The following is an 18496-nucleotide window of genomic DNA, read 5'->3' as shown; positions in this document are numbered from 1 at the left end:
CCGAGGGGGAAGATCGTGAAAGCCGGCTCGCCGTGGTGCGAGCCGGCCTTTTTGCGTCAGAAGTGCATACGGGCCTCGACGCCGACCCGGCGGAACGCGTCGACGGTCATGCTCTGGGTGTAGCCGGCGCCGGTGGCGTTGGTGTCCAGGAAGCCGGTGCCGATGCCCGAGACGAACTGCTCGTCCAGCAGGTTGCGCGCGAAGACGGTGACGCCGTAGCGGCCGTCCTGGCTCTTCAGCCCGACGTTCAGGTTCAGCAGGCCGTAGCCGGGCTGGACGGTGTTGGGGTCGCGGAAGGTGAAGAACACCGACGAGCGGTAGCTGTAGGAGAGGTCGGCCGTCAGGTCGAACGGGATGGATTCCAGCGCGCGGTTGTAGCTGGCGGCCAGGGTGTAGGACCACATGGGCGCATTGGTCAGGGCGCTGCCGGTGACCTCCTGGCGCCCGCCCACGCAGCCGAGCGCCGCCGTCTGGCCGGGGTAGCAGGCCGGGGCGAAGCCTTCGACGCGGGTGTCGGCATAGGCGACGTTGCCCGAGAACTGGAAGGCCTGGTTGGGGCGGTACTGGGTCTCCAGCTCGACCCCGCGCGAGCGCAGCTTGCCGGCGTTGGCCAGGGCGAAGCTGGTGGTGTTCGCATCGAAGGTCTGAGCCTGGAAGTTCTCGATCTCGGTCTGGAACAGCGTGACGTTGAAGATCACCTGGCGGTCGAACGGCGTGGTGCGCAGGCCGACCTCGTAGTTGTTCACCCGCTCGGGCGCGAGGACGTATTGGCCCGAGTTCACGGTGGCGGCGCTGAGGTTGTTCAGCAGGTTGATCGCCTGGCCCTTGTAGCCGCGCGAGTAGGTCGCGTAGGCCATGACGTCGCTGTTGAACTTGTACTGCACGCCAAGCTTGCCCGAGAGGTCGTCGTCCTTGGCGTGCAGGTTCGGGGCGTTGAGCGCGGGGCCGCCCAGGCCCGGGACCGCGCCCAAGGCGCCGGTCGGGATGGTGCGCAGGAAGCGGGCCTTCAGCTCTTCGTTGGTGTAGCGCAGGCCGCCGATCAGCCTCAGCTCGTCGGTGACGTTGAAGGTCGCCTGGCCGAAGACGGCGTAGTTGCGGGTGCTGATCGCCCGGTCGATGAAATTCTGGAGGTAGGCGCCGGCCGGCAGGACCTGGCCGAAATTGCCGCGCACCTCGGTCGTCGTGGAGACGTCCTGGTCGAAGTAGAACAGGCCCGCCACGTACTCCAGCCGCTGGCCGGTCGGGGAGGTGATGCGCAGTTCCTGGGTGAACTGGTCCTGCTTCTGGTGGGCGCTGTTGACGTTCAGCAGGGCCAGGCGGCCGCCGTCGGCGTCGTTGTTGTCCTCGACCTCGAAGGCCCGGTAGGCGGTGATCGAGGTCAGGGTGAAGGCCTCGAACTCCTTGTTCATCTCGACCGAGGCGCCCCAGGTGTTCTGGTCGTTGAAGGCGCGGCCGTCGAAGTTCGCCTCACGGCTGAAAGGGCCGACATTGACGCCGGTGAAGAGCGAGGCGCGGGTCGGGCCGGTGGGACCCAGATAACGGGTGGTCGGCAGGATCGACCGCACCGTGCTGACGCAGCAGTCCTGGTCGGCGCGGCTGTAGTCGAGGGTGGCGTAGAGGTCGAAGCTGTCGGTCGGGCTCCAGACCAGCTTGCCGCGCAGGCCGTAGGAATTGAGGCCGTTATATTTCTTGCCGTCGAAGCGGTTGGTGATGAAGCCCTCGGATTCATTGTAGAAACCCGAGATCCGTGCGGCCAGTTCGCCGCTCTTGATCGGCACCGAGACCGAGCCCTTGGCGCGAACTTCATCGAAGGTCGCATAGCTGATCGAGGCGTCGGCCTCGACTTCCGTCAGGTTGGGGCGGGCGGTGACGATGTTGATGACGCCGGCAGCGGCGTTCTTGCCGAACAGCATGCCCTGCGGCCCGCGCAGCACCTCGATCCGCTCGACGTCGTTGAAGTCGAAGAACGAGCCGGCGCTGCGGCCGATGACGACGCCGTCCAGCACGACCGAAACAGTCGGCTCCACGCCGTCCGAGAAGTTGAGCGTGCCGAGACCACGCACCGACAGCCCCTGGCCGCGGGTGTTGGCCGAGGGGGTGAAGCCCAGCGACGGCGAGAGCTGCTGAAGCTGCTGCAGGCCCGAGACGTGGCTGTCGGCCAGGGCCTGGGCAGAGACGACGTTCACCGAGACCGGCACGTCCTGCAGGCGCTCGGAGCGCTTCTGGGCGGTGACGACCAGCTCGCCGAGCGTGGTCGTGTCGTCCGCCGCCTGGGCGCCCGCCGCCGAGGCCGCGCCCAGCGTGAGGCCCGCGGCCGCGCCGGCGAACAGCGCGCGCTTCAAGGCCGAGCGCGTGAGAGCTGTGTGGATCATATCATTCCCCCCTGAAATCTGCGCCCTGCGCGGCCCTTGGGCGCGTGGGCGTCCGGCTGTGGCGCACAGCGTTATTTTGGGAGGGGATAATATGTCAACTCGAAAGTATCTTAAATGGGCCCGGCGCGCGGCGAGGACGATCGCAGGGGCGCGTCTTGCCCGCCTGGGGCGGCGCCCCTAGATCGACCTATGAGCTCGAAGCAAAAAGCGCGTCCCGGTGCGAAGCCCAGCGGCATCGAGCGCCTCGTTACGGCCGCCCAGGCGCTGCTCGCCGAGACAGGGGTTGAGGGCGTCAATTCCAACGCCGTGGCCGAACGAGCAGGCCTGACCCCGCCGACCTTCTATCACTACTTCCCCAACAAGCATGCGCTGCTGCGCGAGCTGGGCGAACGTATGCTGAGCGCCCAGAGCACCGCGATCCGCACCGACACCGGACGACGCGTCCGCACGCCGGACGACCTGCGCGCCATCTGCCGCGACATGCTCAGCGAGTCGCTGCGAATGAGCCGCGCCTTCACCGGCGGCTTCGAACTGCTCGTCGCCCTTCGCGCCATTCCCGAACTGCGCGACGTGCGCTTGAGACACCAGGAGCGCATGGCCGTCCTGTTGGTCGACTACTTCGCCGAACAGGGCCTGGCCTCTGACGGCGAGACGCTGAGAGTGCGCGCGGGGCTGGCGTTGCATCTCGGCTATGCCGCCGTCGAGATGCTGTTCGAGACCGACTTCGCCGGCGAGGCGGAAGTCCTCGACCGCACCGCCACAGCCCTCGCCGCTGTGCTCGACCTCTTCTGACGCTCAATCGAACATGGGGATGAGGAATGAGCGCTCGTAGCCCGAAAAGCACGGCGTTTCGTTGAACTTCGCTGTGGCCGCCTTGCAGGCCTCGTCCTCGGCCACCGCTACGCGATAGCGTTCGTAGGCCGCGATGTCGGGAAAGCTGAAGAGCGCGAACGCCACATCCGCCGGGGCGGCGGTTCCCAGTCCGGGAAAGCTGAAGGTCGTCGCCGGCAGAACCTCGTCGCCGGTTCCGGGTACGAAGTAGCCGTGGTGGATTCCGCCGTACTTGCGGATCAGCCCGATCCAGGCCCGCGCGTATTCTCGGAACGCCTGCAGCTCTTCGAGATCGACATGATAGCGGATGACACAGGTGAACAAGGAGGGTCTCCGTCGCGGTTGGACAGGCGCTTTGGCATGGCCCGTCGCCCCGGCCCCGTCGCATGGAGGTGAGCGTGCGGCGAGCGGCGGCGGTCCGCAACAGGCCGCGCCTCCGCGGCGAGCTTTTGAGGCCTTGCCGCGTCACACCGCCAATTGACCCCGCACAGGCTGGAACCTAGTAATTACTATATTGCGATTTGCGGGAGAGACGGACAGCCGTGGCGAGCTCATTTCTGTTTCACGGCGGCCCGATCGTCACCATGGCCGATGGCGCGCCCGGCGCGCAGGCGCTGCTCACCACAGGCGACCGCATCACCTTCGTCGGCGACCTGGATGCGGCGCGCGCGCAGGCGCGCGAAGTAGGCGCTGCGCCGGAAGAGATCGACCTGGCCGGCCGCGCCCTGCTGCCGGGCTTCATCGACCCCCACCTGCATCCGCTGCCGATGATGTTCTTCGCCGCCAATGCGGATCTGGAAGACGCGACCTCGCTGGCCCAGGTCCGCGCCAGTCTCGATGCGCTCGAACCGCGGCTGACCGACGCCGAGTGGCTGATCGGCGTTCAGTTCGAGGCCAAGCGCCTGCCGCCCGCCGAGCGGCTGGACCGCGCCGTACTGGACGTCTGGTTCCCTGATCGTCCGGCCCTGGTCTACACCCGCGACGGTCACGCGGTGATCGTCAACTCCGCGGCGCTGGCTGCGGCGGGTGTCGGCGAAGACGTCGAGGCCCCGCCGGGCGGCTCGCTCGGCCGCGACGCGCGGGGCCGGCTCGATGGGATATTCTACGAGGCTGCGACCGGCCTGCCGCTCGGCCACATGCCCGGTCCCGATCCTGCACGGATGTTCGAGGCCAGCCGCGCCTGCTTCGCCGCCCTGGCCGCCGGCGGCGTCACCTCCATCGGGGCCATGATGCAGAGTGACGAGGAAGGGCCGGGCGGCGCCTCGGCCCGGATGGAAAGCATGGTCGTCCAGATGGTGCGGGACCGCATGCCGCAATCCATCTACGCCATCGTCATCGGCAAGACCCTGGACGGCGTGCGCGCGGTCATCGACTCACCGCTGAACGATCCCGCCAAACGCACCCGAGCGCGGGCGATCAAGATCTTCGCCGACGGCACCTTCGGTTCCTGCACCGCCTGCATGAGCGAGCCCTACGCCGACAAAGCCTGCACCCATGGCTACATGACCCTGCCGGACGACGAGATCTATCGCCGGATGGAGGCCGCCCACCTGGCCGGCTACCAGGTCTGCATCCACGCCATCGGCGATCAGGGCGTCGCCAACTGCGTGCGGCTGTTCGAGCGCCTGTTGGCCGAGCATCCGCGCGACGACCATCGCCATCGCATCGAGCACGCCTCCATCGCCGATCCCCGGATGATCGCGCGGATCGCCCGCATCGGCTTGCAGGTCTGCACCCAGCCGCTGTTCATCCGCTCGGAGAAGGACTGGCTGCCCGCCCGGCTGGGGCCGGAGCGGACGCCGCACGTCTATCCGTTCCGCGACTTCCTGGCCGCCGGGATCGCGCTCGCCGGCTCGTCTGACGCGCCCATCGAGCGGCCCGACGTGATCGCGGCCATCGACTATGCGGTCAATCGCGGCGGCTTCCATCCCGAACAGGGCGTGACCCCCGAGCAGGCGGTGGCGATGTTCACCCGCAACGCCGCCTTCATCCAGTTCGAGGAGGCCGAGAAGGGGACGCTCGAGGCCGGCAAGGTCGCCGACCTGGTGGTCCTCAGCGCCAGCCCCCTGGACGTCCCGCCCGAGCGCATCGGCCAGATCGCGGTGCTGCGCACCATGATCGCCGGCGCCTTCATCCAGACGGACGCCGCCGCATGACCTGTTATTCGCAAGACTATCGCGAGGCGCGCAACCGCCTGCTCGCGGCCGCGGACGCCGCCGGCGGCTGGACGCACGAGGCGCTCGACCACCCGCAGGCCGGCGCCGACGGCGCGCCGCTTTACATGGACGTGCTCTGGCGCGGTCCGCAGGACGCCGGCCGCGTGCTGACCATCTCCAGCGGCGTCCACGGCGTGGAGGGCTTCTGCGGCTCGGCCCTTCAGCTCCAGTTCGTCCAGGACGCCCCGGACCTGCCGCCGGACACCGCCCTGATGCTGGTCCATGCGGTCAATCCCTACGGCTTCTCGCACCTGCGCCGGGTGAACGAGGACAATGTCGACCTCAACCGCAACTTCATCGACTTCGCCGCCGGCGCCCCTGCGAACGAGGCCTACGCCGCTATCGACGCCCTGTTGAACCCGGAGGAGCTGCCGGACGGCGCGCTCGCCGCCATCGCCGCCGAGCTCGACCGGATGCGAGCCCAGAGCGACTACCTGACCATGATGAAGGCCGTCTCAGGCGGCCAGTACGCCTTCCCGCGCGGCGTCCAGTACGGCGGCGCGGGCCCCAGCTGGTCGCGGCGGGCGGTGGAGGAGCTCTGGGCCCGGCGCCTCGCCGGCCGCCGCGTGGTCGTTCAGATCGACCTGCACAGCGGCCTCGGCGAAAGCGGCGTCGGCATGCTGATGATGGCCGCTGGCGACGACGAGCCGCACAAGGCCCTGACCGCCCAGTGGTTCGGCCCGATGTTCGTCACCCCGCGGCCGCGCTCGGCGGCCGACACCATCCTCGGCGGCTACATGAACGGGGCGATGGAGACGCAGCTTGCCGGCGTGCGCGTCGTGCCCATGACGCTCGAATACGGCACCGAGCCGGGGGAGGCCGTGCTGGGCGCCATGATCGAGGACAATTGGCTGGTCCATCACGGCGACCTGGCCGGCGAGCGGGGCAGGGCGATCAAGGCGCGGCTGCTGGCCGCCTTCTATCCCGCCGATCCCGCCTGGCGCGAAGCCGTCCTGGCGCGCGGCCGCCAGGTCTTCGCCCAAGCTCTGAGCGGCCTGGCCGCCCCCGATCTCGAAGAAAGGCTGACCCGATGAGCCCGCGCGACCCGATCGTCCGCATCGACCTCTATCCGCTGCACGTGCCGTTCCGCGAGGAGGTCCGCGCCGCGCTCCAGGGCGGCAGCGGCAAGGTCGCCATGAGCCTCAATGTCGACGACCACTGGCTGGGCGGCGATTTCCTGATCTGCCGCATGACCACCGAGGGCGGCGTCGCCGGCGTCGGCGAGGCCTTCGTCTGGCTGGTCGAGAGCGGCGTCTCGCCGATCCTGATGGCCGACCTCATCCGCGACCACCTCGCGCGCTTCGTGCTCGGCCGCTCGGCCTTCGACATCGAGGCGATCAACGCCAAGTTCGACGACAACGTCGCCCGCAACGAAATGGCCAAGGGCGTGCTCGACCTCGCCCTGCACGACGTCGCCGCGCGCAGCATCGGGCGGCCGGTCCATGACCTCTGCGGCGGCGCCCAGCTCGACAAGGTTCCGCTCTGCATGGTGCTGCCGCTGGCCTCGGTGGACGTCATCTGCGCCCTGGCCCGCCAGGGCCTCGCCATGGGCGTGCGCGCCTTCCGCTGCAAGCTCGGCGACGGCCTGACGCAGGACGTGGCGATCATGTCGGCCATGCGCGAGCTGGTCGGCCCCGACGTCGCTCTGCGGGTCGACTTCAACCAGGCCTATGGCCCCAACCAGGCCCTGGCCGTGCTCGACGCCATCGCCCCCTACGGGATCGACTTCGCCGAACAGCCGGTGCGCGCCGACGACTTCGCCGGCATGGCCAAGCTCCAGGCCCAGACCCGCATTCCGCTGATGGCGCACGAGGGCGCCTTCGGCCTGCGCGACCTGCACACCCTGGCCGAGATGGACGCCGTGCGCACCTTCGGCCTCAACGCCGAGCGCCCGGGCGGCATGAGCCGCGCCCTGCGCGCCATCGACTACGCCGCGGCGCGCGGCCTCGATGTGGTCCTGCACAACCAGCCCTCGGGCGTCGGCAGCGCCGTGATCCTGCACATGCACGCCGCCCGCGCGCGCAACATCCGCCACGCGACCGAGCTGCAGGGGCACCTGATGCTGGAGGACGACCTGATCCTGGACCGCATCACCTACCAGGACGGCTTCGGCCACGTCCCCACCGGCCCCGGCTGGGGCGTCGACCTCGACGACGCCGCCGTCGACCGCTACCTCACCCACAAGCCGATCAGCGTGGTGGCGTAGGGGAGTCCCCGCAACGCGCCTGGCGGCGGACGAGAGCGGCGCAAGTTCGACAGCAATGCGCCCCCATGGCAAAGCTGCTGAATGTCCAGGAGCGCTCTCGAACTTCGCCGGTGGTGGGTGATCGGCCTCGCGTACATCGTGGCCCCGGTCGTCGCGCTGACCGCGTTTTGGCTATTCGTTGCGATGTCAGCGGTCCTTTCGCCTCCTGCAGAAGACTTCGATGCGTCGAGCGCCATTGATTTATGGGTGCTGCTCCTCGTGATGGGAGGCGGCGTGTGCCTCGCCGTCGAAGCGGTGGTCATCACGCCGATCCTGGTCGGGTTCAGCCGATACCGCTGGCGATGGCTGAACGGCTGGTCTGCGCTGGCCATCGGATTTTCGCTGGGGGCGGTCCCCTTCCTGGTCGCCGGGCTATGGCCGCCCGATCCAAGCCGGCGCTACGTCGTGAACGGCGAGATGATTGTCCCCAACACGGAGCGAACCTGGGCTGACTTGCCCGGCGTGCTTGGCGGCGCTGTGATGATGGGCGGCGTCGGTCTCATCGCGGCGGCGATCTTCTGCCTGATGGCCGTCCGGCGAGCGCCGGCGAGCCAATGACGGCGGTGCGCCCGTAGCTGTCTCGGCGCAGGTCCATGACGACCGAGCTCCCCAAGGCCCGAGGTGGGCCCCTCTGCCGCCCTCGCGGCGACCGCAGCAGGCGGGCGACTTCGACATGTCCCCCCAGCTCGGCGGTTACCGCCGGGGTCTGCCCCCACTCGTTCAGCGCCGAAGGACTGGCGCCCGCAGCGAGGAGAATTTCGACCAGATTCAGGTGTCCCTGCATCGCCGCGTAGTGCAGCGGCGTATGTCCCATGTCCCCATGGGCGTTCACGTCGGCGCCGAGGCGCAGCAGGTCTTCTACGTCCCTTCGGTTCTCGCCGAACACCGCCCGATGCAGCAGGGTGTCGTCATCCACGTCACGCGCAGCGACGGAAGTGAACCGAGGCTGAGAAGCATCGAGCTCGTAGCTCGTGCTGATCTCGGCGAGCGTCCGGATGGCTCGAAGACCCGCGGCGCTCTTCTTGCCCCTCTTCATCGATCCGCCCTGACCAGAGTTTCGCTGGCGCTCATGCTTCGCGCCTAGGGATTGATTGTCCGCTAAAGGGGAGGGCGCGGCCATCGAGCGTTGCCCGACCGACAGCCGATCAGCGTCTCTTCAAGCCGGCGGCTTGTGAAGCAGTACGAACCGAACTGGTAGAATGGTGCAAACCACGTGAGCCCAGCACGCTCGACGTAAAGCGTTCCAGCCACTTCGCGGGAGCCGTATCTTGCCCAGGACCTACGAGCAGCGCCCCACAAAACCAAGCCATCTTCTGACGCGCCTTCAGTCCCTCTTTCCGATGTTCGGCGATGATGAACTCACGAGGGAAGTGCAAGGCGGCGATCGGAGCCTGCACGGGATTGTGCTGGAGTTTTCCGCCGCGTTCGGCGCGGAGGAGGCGACTCAAGATCAGATCGAAGGTCTGGCGGAGTTTGTCGAGCAGGCTGTCGCTGTTGATGACCAACTCGCAAACGCAGTCTCCACATGCTTCCTTGAACATCTTCGCCAGATCGACCGGCGGAACGTCCTCTACTCGCGGCTATCGCGTGAGGCGCGGCGGCACGTGCGCGCCTGAAACGGACATCGCGGTGTGCACAACGGACCGAAGCCCGCGATCGGCCCTTGGCCAGTCCCGCGCCCTCCGACGTCGCGCGCCGGCCCGCCGCCTGCCTCTCTCTCGGCTTGGCGTAGCGCCGAGCGTCCAAGGCCAGGCGCCGACCCCCGCCGCCAAAGTTCCGCCGCACCTTGCCGTGTAATCGATTGTATGGCCATTGAGGCGCAACAAGCGACGGTCGCCCCTGGACGGGCGGCCGCAGGGCGGAAACCATGATCGAAGCAGACACCGGGAAGGGGAGCGGGCGCGTAGCGATGCGGCAGAGCTTTACCTGGTGGTCGTTCGCCATGGGGCGCGAGATCGAGCCCGCGCCGTTCCTGCGCCAGGCCGCCGCCGCCGGCGTCCAGGGCGTCGAGATGCTGCCGCAGGACCTGCGGCCCATCGCCCGCGACGTGGGCCTGACGCTCGTCAACACCAGCGGCCACAAGCTGGAGGAGGGGTTCAACGACCCCTCGCGCCATGCCGCGCTGCAAGCCGAGGTGCGCCGCCAGATCGACGCGGCCGTCCAGGGCGGCGTCGAGGCGGTGATCGTCTTCGCCGGAAACCGCTTCGGCGACGGCGACGATGCACGCGCCATCGCCGCCTGCGTCGAGGGCCTGGCCCCGGTGGTGTCGCACGCTGAGGGCGCCGGGGTTCGGCTGCTCATCGAGCTGCTCAACAGCAAGGTCGACCATCCGGGCCAGCAGTGCGACCGCACCGCCTTCGGCGCGGCGGTGGTGCGCGGGGTCGGCTCCCCGACGCTCCGGCTGCTCTATGACGGCTACCATATGCAGTTGATGGAGGGCGATCTCAGCCGCACCATCAAGGCCAACCTCGAGCTGATCGGCCATGTCCACACGGCCGGCGCGCCGGGGCGGCGCGACCTGGACGACCGGCAGGAGATCAACTGGCGCGCCATCGCCGGTCTGCTCCGCCATCTGGGCTACGACCGCTGGGTCGGCCACGAGTTCATTCCGCGCGGCGAGCCCATCGCCGCGCTCAGGCAGGCCGTCGCGCTGTTCGAGGCGGACGGTCGCGAGGCGCAAGGTTGACGATGCAGTTCGACGCGATCGTGGTGGGGTCAGGCATCAGCGGCGGCTGGGTCGCCAAGGAGCTGTGCGAGCGGGGCCTGAAGGTGCTGATGCTGGAGCGTGGCCCGAACATCGAGCACGGGCCCGACTACAGCCACGAGATCGCCGGCCGCCTGCGCCGGTTCGAGGACCAGATCCTGCTCGAGGAGCGCCAGCTGCACTACCCCTATTACGAGGGGGTCAGCTACGCGATGTTCAACTCGAACAAGAAGTTCTGGGTCAGCGACCACGACCATCCCTACGAGACCGAGCCCGGAAAGCCCTATCGCTGGATCCGCGGCTATCACCTGGGCGGCCGCTCCCTGACCTGGGCGCGGCAGTCCTACCGCTGGGCGCCGGACGACTTCGAATCCAATCTGAAGGACGGGCACGGCGTCGACTGGCCGATCCGCTACGAGGACCTGGAGCCCTGGTACGACCACGTCGAGGCCTTCGCCGGCGTCAGCGGCGACTACGACGAGGTCCCCCAGCTTCCCGACGGCGACTTCCTGCCGCCGTTCCCCTTCAACTGCGTGGAGGAGGACGCCAAGGCGCGCATCGAGGCGGCGTTCCCGACCCGGCGCTTCCTCATGGGGCGCACCGCCAACCTCAGCCGGGTGGCCAAGCCGCAGATGGACCTGGGGCGAAAGCGCTGCGAGGGCTATGTCCGCTGCGCCCACGGCTGCCCGCTCGGCGCCTATTTCTCCTCGCTGGCCGCGACGTTGCCGGCCGCCCGGGCGACCGGCAACCTGACCGTCATCACAGACGCCATCGTCGAGAGCGTGACCTACGATCCGGTGACGAACCGCGCCACCGGCGTGCGCACGGTCGACCGCCTGAGCAAGCAGGGCGTGACCTATGAGGCGCGCCTGGTGTTCCTCAACGCCTCGACCATCAACACCGCCGCCCTGCTGCTGAACTCGCGCTCCGAGGCGTTCCCCCGGGGCCTGGCCAACGGCAGCGACCAGGTCGGCCGCAACCTCATGGATCACGTCGGCTGCGCGCCGCTGCTCGGGACCTATAACGGGTTCGAGGATCAGCCCTACCAGGCCGATCGTCCGACCGGCATCTACATCCCGCGCTATTCGAACATCACCGAGACCGACAAGCCTTACCTGCGCGGCTTCGGCATTCAGGGCGGCGCCAGCCGGTTCCGCCGGCCTGGCGGCGAACTCGACGACAGCGGCAAGCCGCGGCGCGTATGGGTCATGTCCCTGGCGCCGTTCGGCGAGGTCCTGCCCAATCCCGACAACCGCGTCACCCTGTCGGCGCGAGTCGATTCCTGGGGCGTGCCTCTCCCTCACATCGCCGCCGAGCATGGCCCGAACGAGAAGGCGATGATGCGCGAGGCCGCCCGCGACGCAGCCGAGATGCTCGCCGCCGCCGGCTGCGTCGACATCTCGCCGTGGGAGGAGGCCGGCGCCAAGCTGACCCCGCCGGGCGATCGCATCCACGAGATGGGCACGGCCCGCATGGGCCGCGATCCGGCGACCTCGGTCTTCAACGGCTGGGGCCAGGCGCATGAGGTCCCGAACCTCTTCTGCTCCGACGGCTCGGTGATGACCTCCAGCGCCTCGATGAACCCCTCGCTCACCTACATGGCGCTCTCGGCACGCACCGCCAACCATGCGGCGGACCTGCTCGAGCAGGGCGCGTTCTCCTAGTCCGGCGTCTTCCAGGGCCATCCGAAAAAAATTCCGCTTTACCTCAAGTGTGCTTGAGGTTTTACGAAGCTGCTCCCTGACATCATGGGAGTGTTTCGGTGGCCCCGGTTTCGCCCTGTCTATCGTTCGGCCGGCGCCGATCCGACCATGCCGCAGACGAGTTGCACGCACAGCGCGCGCAGGCTCTGCGCGTCCATGCTCCGGGCGATGGCGGTCTCATCGGCCACGCCGTGCAGGCCGTGGAACACCATCAGAGCCACCGCCAGGGGATCGCCGACCCGCCAGGCGCCGGCGTCTTCCCCGCCCGCCAGCAATTCGGCCAGACGTGTTACGAAGGGCAACTGCGCGAACTGCGGCGCTCCGTGCGAGGGCGCCTGGTGGAAGGCCACGTCGTGCAGCGCCTGCATCTCGAAGAGGGCGGTGATCGTCGCCTCGACCCAGGCGGCGAGCTTGCCGTTCCAGTCGCCCGGCGCGTGAGCGCCGACCGCCGTCTCCAGCCGCCGGTCGAAGGCGTCGATGAAGCGGTGCTGCAGCCCGCCCAGCAGGTCCGCCTTGGTCGCGAAGTAGTGGTAGAACGTGCCCTTGGCGACGCCGGCCTCGGCGGCGATGTCGTCGATGGTCACCTCGGCGGCGTCGCGCTCGACGAAGAGCTTCGCCGCTGCGTCAAGCAGGTGGGCGCGGCGCGTCTCGGAAGACCTCGGACGGGCTGGGGCTCCGACGGTCCTGACCGGCGGGCGGCCGCGGCGGCGCACGCGCCCGATGTCCTTCCTCATCATCGGTCTTTTCTAGCCCCCTTCGCCGCGCCGGCGCGAGCGACTTGACGTCGCCCCTTGAATTAATAGCTATTCGCAACAATATCGACTCTAAGTCGATTTTCTCTCCGACAAGGGGGCTCCCATGCCGACGTCTCGCAACGTTCCTGATGGCGCGCCGCGCCGGCCGGGCGGCGCGTCCAAACCCATGATCGTCGCCGGACTGGCGACGGCCGTCCTGCTGGGCGGGCTCTATGGCTGGCGCACGGTGCGCGCCGCGCCAGCCGCTCCGCCCCCCGCGCAGGCCCTGCCGGTGGTCGCCACCGTGGTGACCGCCAGCGACGCGCCGGCTGCGCTCGAGGCGGTGGGCAGCTTGCGCGCGGTGCGCCAGGTGGTGCTCAGCCCGGAAACCGCCGGGCGGGTCGTGGCCATCCACTTCGACGCCGGGACGCGGGTCGGGGCCGGCGCGCCGCTCGTGCAGCTCTATGACGAGCCCGAACGCGCCGACCGCGCCGCGGCTCAGGCCCGCGCCGAGCTGGCGCGGCTGCGGCACGAACGTTCGGTGAGCCTGATGCCGACCGGGGCCGAGCCCCGCGACCGGCTGGAGGAGCGCCGCGCCGACCTCGACCAGGCCCGCGCGAACGTGCGCCAGCTGGACGCGCGCATCGCCCAGAAGCGGATCTCCGCGCCGTTCGCCGGCGAGTTGGGCGTGCGCAAGGTCGATCTGGGACAGTACCTGAACCCCGGTGATCCGATCGCCACCCTGACCGACCTCGACACCCTCTATGTCGACTTCACCGTGCCTCAGCAGGAGCTGGCGCGGCTGAAGATCGGCGGCCAAGTCCGGCTGACCGCCGACGCCTGGCCGGGCAAGGTCTTCGTCGCCACGGTCAACGCGGTCGAGCCGCGGGTCAGCGAGAACACCCGCAACGTCGCGGTGCAGGCCAGGCTGCCCAACGCCGGGCGAATCCTGCGGCCTGGCATGTACGTGGCCGTCGCCCTGGAACTGCCGCCCGAGAAGGGCGCGCTGCTCGTGCCGGCGACGGCGATCCAGACCTCGGCGGCAGGCGAGAGCGTGACCGTCATCCGCGGCGCCAACGCGGCCAAGGGCGGCAAGGCCGAGATCGTGCCGGTGACGCCGGGCCGGCGCATCGGCGACCGCGTAGCCGTGGTCCGCGGCCTGAAGCCGGGCGACGTGGTGATCACCGAAGGCCAGCTGCGCGTGCAGCCTGGCGCGCCGGTGCAGGTCTCGAAGCTGCTGGCGGCGAAGGGCTGATCATGAAGTTCACCGACCTCTTCATCCGCCGGCCGATCCTGGCCGTGGTGGTCAGCCTGCTGATCCTGCTCAGCGGCGGGGCGGCGCTGTTCTCGCTGCCGGTGCGCGAATATCCGCGCATGGAAAGCGCGACCATCGTGGTCGACACCAGCTTCCCCGGCGCGACCCAGACCGTCATGCAGGGTTTCGTGACCACGCCGATCGCCCAGGCGATCGCGACCGCCAACGGCATCGAGTACCTGACCTCGACCTCCAGCCAGGGCCGCAGCCAGATCAAGGCCAAGCTGGTCCTCAACGCCGACGCCGACCGGTCGATGACGGAGATCCTGGCCAAGATCCAGCAGGTGAAGTACCGCCTGCCGCCGGGCGCCACCGATCCGGTCATCACCAAGATCACCGATGGGGCCGCCGCGGTTCAGTACGTCGCCTTCGTCAGCGACAGCCTGACTGTTCCGCAGATCACCGACTTCGTCACCCGCGTCGCCCAGCCGCTGGTGACCGCCGTGCCGGGCGTCGCCTCGGTCGAGATCGGCGGGGCCCAATCCTTGGCCATGCGCGTCTGGCTGGATCCCACGCGGCTGGCCGCCCGCGGCCTGACCGCCGGCGAGGTCGCCGCCGCCCTGCGCGCCAACAACGTGCAGGCCGCGCCCGGCCGGCTGAAGGGCGCCGACACCCTGATCAATATCACCGCCGCCACCGACCTGACCGGTATCGACGAGTTCCGCAACATGGTGATCCGCAGCGGCCCGGGCGGCATGATCCGGCTGTCTGACGTCGCGACCGTGGAACTGGGCGGCCAGAACTACGACACCCAGGCGATGACCGACGGACGCCGCTCGGTCTGGATCGGCATCTCGCCGACCCCCGACGGCAATCCCCTGGAGATCGTCAAGGCGGTTAAGGACCTGCTGCCCGACATCCAGCGCGTCGCCCCGCCCGGCATGAAGATCTTCAACCAGTTCGACGTGGCCCACTTCGTCAACGCCTCCATCGCCGAGGTAGTGCACACCCTGGTCGAGGCTGTCGTCATCGTGGTGGTCGTGATCTTCCTGTTCCTCGGCTCGTTCCGCGCGGTGGCGATCCCGGTGATCACCATCCCGCTGTCGCTGGTCGGCACGGCGGCCCTGATGCTGGCCTTCGGCTTCTCGCTGAATCTCCTGACCCTGCTCGCCATGGTGCTGGCCATCGGCCTCGTAGTCGACGACGCCATCGTGGTGGTCGAGAACATCCACCGCCACATCGAGGAGGGCCTTTCGCCGGTCCACGCGGCGCTGGTCGGCGCGCGCGAGATCGTCGGTCCGGTCATCGCCATGACCATCACCCTGGCGGCGGTCTACGCCCCCATCGGCCTGATGGGCGGCCTGACCGGCGCGCTGTTCCGCGAGTTCGCGTTCACTCTGGCCGGGTCGGTGGTGGTTTCCGGCGTCGTCGCCCTGACCCTTTCGCCGATGATGAGTTCGTGGCTGCTGAACGACCGCGTGTCGGAAGGCCGCTTTGCCAAGATCATCGAGCACCGCATGGGCGCGCTGACCGCCGGCTACGAGCGCCTGCTCGGCCGCACGCTGCAGGCCCGCGGCGCGGTGCTGCTGGTCGGCGGCATGGTGCTGGTGGCGATCGTCGTGCTGTTCGCCGGCGCCCGTCGCGAACTGGCGCCTCAGGAGGACCAGGGCTTCGTCTTCGTCCAGACCAAGGCGCCGCAGTACGCCAACGTCGATTACACCGCCCGCTACGCCGATCAGGTCGAGCACATGTTCCGCGACCTGCCGGAATACGTGAGCAGCTGGTTCGAGAGCGGAACCGGCGGGGCCAACAACGGCTTCGGCGGGGTGATCCTCAAGGAATGGGGCGAGCGCGAGCGCAGCGCGGACGATGTACAGGCTCAGCTCAACGCGCGGGGCGCCGGCGTCACGGGCGTCTATGTCGCCGCCTTTCAGCCGGCGCCGCTGCCCGCCGGCAGCGGCGGACTGCCGGTGCAGATGGTCATTCGTTCGCCCGAGGACTTCGCCGCGATCTATGCGGCGATGGAGAAGGTGAAAGGCGCGGCGTGGGGCAGCGGCCTGTTCGCCTTCGTCGACAGCGACCTGGCCTTCGACAGCCCCGAGGCCCGCATCACCATCGATCGGGCCAAGGCCGGCGAGATGGGGGTCAGCATGGAGGCCATCGCCGACACCCTGGCCCTGCTGGTGGGCGAGAACTACGTCAACCGCTTCAACTGGCGCGACCGCTCCTACGACGTGATCACCCAGGTCCCGCGCGAGCGGCGCGTCTCGCCTGAAGACCTCGCCCAGTACTACGTGAAGACCGCCAGCGGCGACCTCGTGCCGCTGGCGACCGTGGCGCGGATCGAGGTGCATCCCCAGGCCAACAGCCTGCCGCAGTTCAACCAGATGAACTCGGCGACGCTGTCGGCAGTACTGGCGCCCAACGTCACCATGGGGCAGGCGGTGGAGTTCCTGAAGGCTCAGCCCCTGCCGCCGGGCGCCTCGATCGACTGGCTGTCCGACAGTCGCCAGTACGTGACCGAGGGTGATCGCCTGACCGTCTCGTTCGCCTTCGCCCTGGTCGTCATCTTCCTGGTGCTGGCCGCGCAGTTCGAGAGCGTGCGCGATCCGCTGGTGATCCTGGTCACCGTGCCGCTGGCGATCTGCGGCGCCCTGGTCCCGCTCTATCTCGGCTTCGCGACCCTCAATATCTACACCCAGATCGGACTGGTGACGCTGATCGGCCTGATCTCCAAGCACGGCATCCTGATGGTGAGCTTCGCCAACGAAATGCAGCGCCACGAGGGGGTGGGACGCGCCGAGGCGATCCGCAAGGCCGCGGCCGTGCGGATGCGGCCGGTGCTGATGACCACCGCGGCCATGGTGGCGGGTCTGGTGCCGCTGCTGTTCGCGGCAGGGGCGGGCGCGGCCAGCCGCTTCGCCATCGGCATCGTGGTGGTGATGGGCATGCTGGTCGGCACGCTCTTCACCCTGTTCGTGCTGCCCACCGTCTACAGCCTGATCGCCAAGGACCATGGCCATGAAGCCCAAAGCGAGCGAGCCAAGGCGCTGTCGGAGGCCGCCCATGCGTAAGCTGATCGTCCTGACGTTGGCCCTGCTGACCAGCGCCTGCGCCTCGGCAGGCGGGCGGAGCGTCCAGGCGCCGGTCGCCGCGGCGACCGGTCCCTTCCAGACCATGCCGGCCGACACCACCGGGGCCGAGCCCGTCGCCGACTGGTGGCGGCTCTACCACGACCCGGTGCTGGAGGCCCTGATCGAGCGGGCGTTGGCGGCCAACACGGATTTGCGCGCAGCCAACGCCAACCTCCTGCGTGCGCAGGCCGTTCTGCGCGGAGCGCGGGGCGAGCGGCCGCCGCTGACCACGGTGTCGGCCCAGGCGCGCTATGGCAATGGCGATCCACAAGGCCAGGGCCGCGAGGACTGGGTCCGGAGCGCCGGGTTCTCGATGAACTGGGAGGTCGATCTCTTCGGTCGCCTCTCGTCGACCATCGCCGCGGCCAAGGCCGATGCGGACGCAGTGGCGGCGGTTCGTGATCAGGTTCGCGTCACCGTCGCGGCGGAGACCGCGCGCGCCTATGCCGACGCCTGCGCCTTTGCGGACGCCGCCGCGGCGTCGCGTTCGGCCCTGGCGGTCGCGCAAGACAGCCTGAAGCTCGTCACCGCCCAGGAAAGCGCCGGCGCGGCGTCGCGGCTGGAGGTCGAGCAGGCCGCCACCGACGTCGCCAACGCCCGGGCGCTCGTCGCTCCCATCGAGGCCCAGCGCAAGGCCTCCCTCTTCGGCCTGGCCGCCCTGATCGGCGTTCCCCCTGCCGAGGCGCCGGCCGAGGCGACCGCCTGCGTCCGTCCGCCCCGGACGCAGGCGGTCTTGCCGGTCGGTGACGGCGCCGGCCTGCTGCGCCGTCGTCCGGACGTGCGCGAAGCCGAGCGGCGGCTGGCCGCCGACGCCGCCCGCATCGGCGTGGCGACCGCCGACCTCTATCCGCGCATCTCGCTGGGGGCGGGGCTTGAGGACGCTGGAGGCGAGCTGGCCAGTGCAAGGGGGACGACGTTCTCGGTTGGGCCGGTGGTGTCCTGGAACTTCCCCAACATCGTCGCGGCCCGAGCGCGGCTGGCCCAGGCCCGCGCGCAGAACCAGGTCTCGCTGGCCCTGTTCGACGGTGCGGTGCTGGGCGCGCTGAAGGACGTAGAGCGGTCGCTCGCCCTTTATGGCGCTGAGTCCGACCGCAATCTGGCGCTCGCCGAGGCGTCGAGGCGGGCCGAAGCCGCCTATCAGCTGGCGGACCATCGCTACCGGGTGGGCGAGATTTCGTTCCTGCAACTGCTCACGGCCCAGCGGGACCTGGTCGCGGCGCGCACGGATCTGGCCCTGTCGGCGCAGCGTCTCGGCTCGGTGCGGATCGACGTCTTCAAGGCGCTCGGCGCCTGAGGCGCTGG

The 18496-nt window shown here is 69.2% G+C and carries 15 protein-coding genes; 11 read left to right on the top strand and 4 right to left on the bottom strand.

The window, feature by feature from the left end:
- Positions 1-56: 56 nt before the first annotated feature.
- Positions 57-2372: a TonB-dependent receptor gene (locus ACE3T2_RS09100; protein WP_374656805.1), complete on the bottom strand. Its 2316-nt coding sequence runs from the start codon at positions 2370-2372 to the stop codon at positions 57-59.
- 189 nt (positions 2373-2561) lie between these two features.
- On the opposite strand from ACE3T2_RS09100, the gene ACE3T2_RS09095 reads away from it, so the two are divergent.
- Complete coding sequence (locus ACE3T2_RS09095; protein ID WP_374656804.1) at positions 2562-3164, top strand: TetR/AcrR family transcriptional regulator; 603 nt, start codon at positions 2562-2564, stop codon at positions 3162-3164.
- Positions 3165-3167: 3 nt separating this feature from the next.
- Here the strand turns inward: ACE3T2_RS09095 and ACE3T2_RS09090 are convergent, their stop codons facing one another.
- Positions 3168-3527 (bottom strand): NIPSNAP family protein, encoded by a 360-nt coding sequence (locus ACE3T2_RS09090; RefSeq protein ID WP_374656803.1) that lies wholly within the window; start codon positions 3525-3527, stop codon positions 3168-3170.
- 218 nt (positions 3528-3745) lie between these two features.
- On the opposite strand from ACE3T2_RS09090, the gene ACE3T2_RS09085 reads away from it, so the two are divergent.
- From ACE3T2_RS09085 to ACE3T2_RS09070, 4 genes are all read left to right on the top strand, one after another.
- Complete coding sequence (locus ACE3T2_RS09085; RefSeq protein ID WP_374656802.1) at positions 3746-5359, top strand: amidohydrolase; 1614 nt, start codon at positions 3746-3748, stop codon at positions 5357-5359.
- The gene (locus ACE3T2_RS09080) at positions 5356-6453 is read left to right on the top strand and encodes a DUF2817 domain-containing protein (RefSeq protein ID WP_374656801.1); all 1098 of its coding nucleotides are present in this window, start codon (positions 5356-5358) and stop codon (positions 6451-6453) included. Before ACE3T2_RS09085 ends, ACE3T2_RS09080 begins: the two co-directional genes overlap by 4 nt.
- A complete protein-coding gene (locus tag ACE3T2_RS09075; protein ID WP_374656800.1) occupies positions 6450-7625 on the top strand; it encodes a mandelate racemase/muconate lactonizing enzyme family protein in 1176 nt (391 codons plus the stop codon). Before ACE3T2_RS09080 ends, ACE3T2_RS09075 begins: the two co-directional genes overlap by 4 nt.
- Before the next feature lie 81 nt (positions 7626-7706).
- Positions 7707-8222: a hypothetical protein gene (locus ACE3T2_RS09070; RefSeq protein WP_374656799.1), complete on the top strand. Its 516-nt coding sequence runs from the start codon at positions 7707-7709 to the stop codon at positions 8220-8222.
- On the opposite strand, the gene ACE3T2_RS09065 is transcribed toward ACE3T2_RS09070, so the two are convergent.
- A complete protein-coding gene (locus ACE3T2_RS09065; protein ID WP_374656798.1) occupies positions 8164-8700 on the bottom strand; it encodes an ankyrin repeat domain-containing protein in 537 nt (178 codons plus the stop codon). The genes ACE3T2_RS09070 and ACE3T2_RS09065 overlap by 59 nt on opposite strands.
- 232 nt (positions 8701-8932) lie before the next feature.
- On the opposite strand from ACE3T2_RS09065, the gene ACE3T2_RS09060 reads away from it, so the two are divergent.
- From ACE3T2_RS09060 to ACE3T2_RS09050, 3 genes are all read left to right on the top strand, one after another.
- Positions 8933-9280, top strand: coding sequence for a hypothetical protein (locus ACE3T2_RS09060; RefSeq protein WP_374656797.1), 348 nt, complete (start codon positions 8933-8935; stop codon positions 9278-9280).
- A 251-nt stretch (positions 9281-9531) separates the two neighbouring features.
- Positions 9532-10350 carry a hydroxypyruvate isomerase family protein gene (locus tag ACE3T2_RS09055; protein ID WP_374656796.1) on the top strand — a complete coding sequence of 273 codons (819 nt, stop codon included), beginning with the start codon at positions 9532-9534 and terminating at the stop codon, positions 10348-10350.
- A 2-nt stretch (positions 10351-10352) separates the two neighbouring features.
- Entirely contained in the window at positions 10353-12032 is a 1680-nt protein-coding gene (locus ACE3T2_RS09050) for a GMC family oxidoreductase (protein WP_374656795.1), read from the top strand.
- 119 nt (positions 12033-12151) lie between these two features.
- Here the strand turns inward: ACE3T2_RS09050 and ACE3T2_RS09045 are convergent, their stop codons facing one another.
- Positions 12152-12808 (bottom strand): TetR/AcrR family transcriptional regulator, encoded by a 657-nt coding sequence (locus tag ACE3T2_RS09045; protein ID WP_374656794.1) that lies wholly within the window; start codon positions 12806-12808, stop codon positions 12152-12154.
- Positions 12809-12929: 121 nt separating this feature from the next.
- Between ACE3T2_RS09045 and ACE3T2_RS09040 the strand changes: the two genes are divergently transcribed.
- From ACE3T2_RS09040 to ACE3T2_RS09030, 3 genes are read left to right on the top strand one after another with little or no spacing between them, the layout of a single operon-like run.
- Positions 12930-14060, top strand: a complete 1131-nt coding sequence (locus ACE3T2_RS09040; protein WP_374656793.1) for an efflux RND transporter periplasmic adaptor subunit — start codon at positions 12930-12932, stop codon at positions 14058-14060.
- A 2-nt stretch (positions 14061-14062) separates the two neighbouring features.
- Positions 14063-17134, top strand: a complete 3072-nt coding sequence (locus ACE3T2_RS09035; protein WP_374656792.1) for an efflux RND transporter permease subunit — start codon at positions 14063-14065, stop codon at positions 17132-17134.
- A complete protein-coding gene (locus tag ACE3T2_RS09030; RefSeq protein WP_374656791.1) occupies positions 17127-18488 on the top strand; it encodes an efflux transporter outer membrane subunit in 1362 nt (453 codons plus the stop codon). Before ACE3T2_RS09035 ends, ACE3T2_RS09030 begins: the two co-directional genes overlap by 8 nt.
- Positions 18489-18496 lie beyond the last annotated feature (8 nt).

Origin of the sequence: Phenylobacterium sp., assembly GCF_041919955.1 — a bacterium.
GTDB lineage: Bacteria > Pseudomonadota > Alphaproteobacteria > Caulobacterales > Caulobacteraceae > Phenylobacterium.
This window is presented reverse-complemented; position numbering and strand designations above follow the sequence as displayed.

Bases quoted from the DNA above. Each gene is read 5' to 3' on its own strand.
- ACE3T2_RS09100 (WP_374656805.1), bottom strand. From the start codon at position 2,372: ATGATCCACACAGCTCTCACGCGCTCGGCCTTGAAGCGCGCGCTGTTC.
- ACE3T2_RS09095 (WP_374656804.1), top strand. From the start codon at position 2,562: ATGAGCTCGAAGCAAAAAGCGCGTCCCGGTGCGAAGCCCAGCGGCATC.
- ACE3T2_RS09080 (WP_374656801.1), top strand. From the start codon at position 5,356: ATGACCTGTTATTCGCAAGACTATCGCGAGGCGCGCAACCGCCTGCTC.
- ACE3T2_RS09075 (WP_374656800.1), top strand. From the start codon at position 6,450: ATGAGCCCGCGCGACCCGATCGTCCGCATCGACCTCTATCCGCTGCAC.
- ACE3T2_RS09070 (WP_374656799.1), top strand. From the start codon at position 7,707: ATGTCCAGGAGCGCTCTCGAACTTCGCCGGTGGTGGGTGATCGGCCTC.
- ACE3T2_RS09065 (WP_374656798.1), bottom strand. From the start codon at position 8,700: ATGAAGAGGGGCAAGAAGAGCGCCGCGGGTCTTCGAGCCATCCGGACG.
- ACE3T2_RS09055 (WP_374656796.1), top strand. From the start codon at position 9,532: ATGATCGAAGCAGACACCGGGAAGGGGAGCGGGCGCGTAGCGATGCGG.
- ACE3T2_RS09050 (WP_374656795.1), top strand. From the start codon at position 10,353: ATGCAGTTCGACGCGATCGTGGTGGGGTCAGGCATCAGCGGCGGCTGG.
- ACE3T2_RS09045 (WP_374656794.1), bottom strand. From the start codon at position 12,808: ATGATGAGGAAGGACATCGGGCGCGTGCGCCGCCGCGGCCGCCCGCCG.
- ACE3T2_RS09040 (WP_374656793.1), top strand. From the start codon at position 12,930: ATGCCGACGTCTCGCAACGTTCCTGATGGCGCGCCGCGCCGGCCGGGC.
- ACE3T2_RS09035 (WP_374656792.1), top strand. From the start codon at position 14,063: ATGAAGTTCACCGACCTCTTCATCCGCCGGCCGATCCTGGCCGTGGTG.
- ACE3T2_RS09030 (WP_374656791.1), top strand. From the start codon at position 17,127: ATGCGTAAGCTGATCGTCCTGACGTTGGCCCTGCTGACCAGCGCCTGC.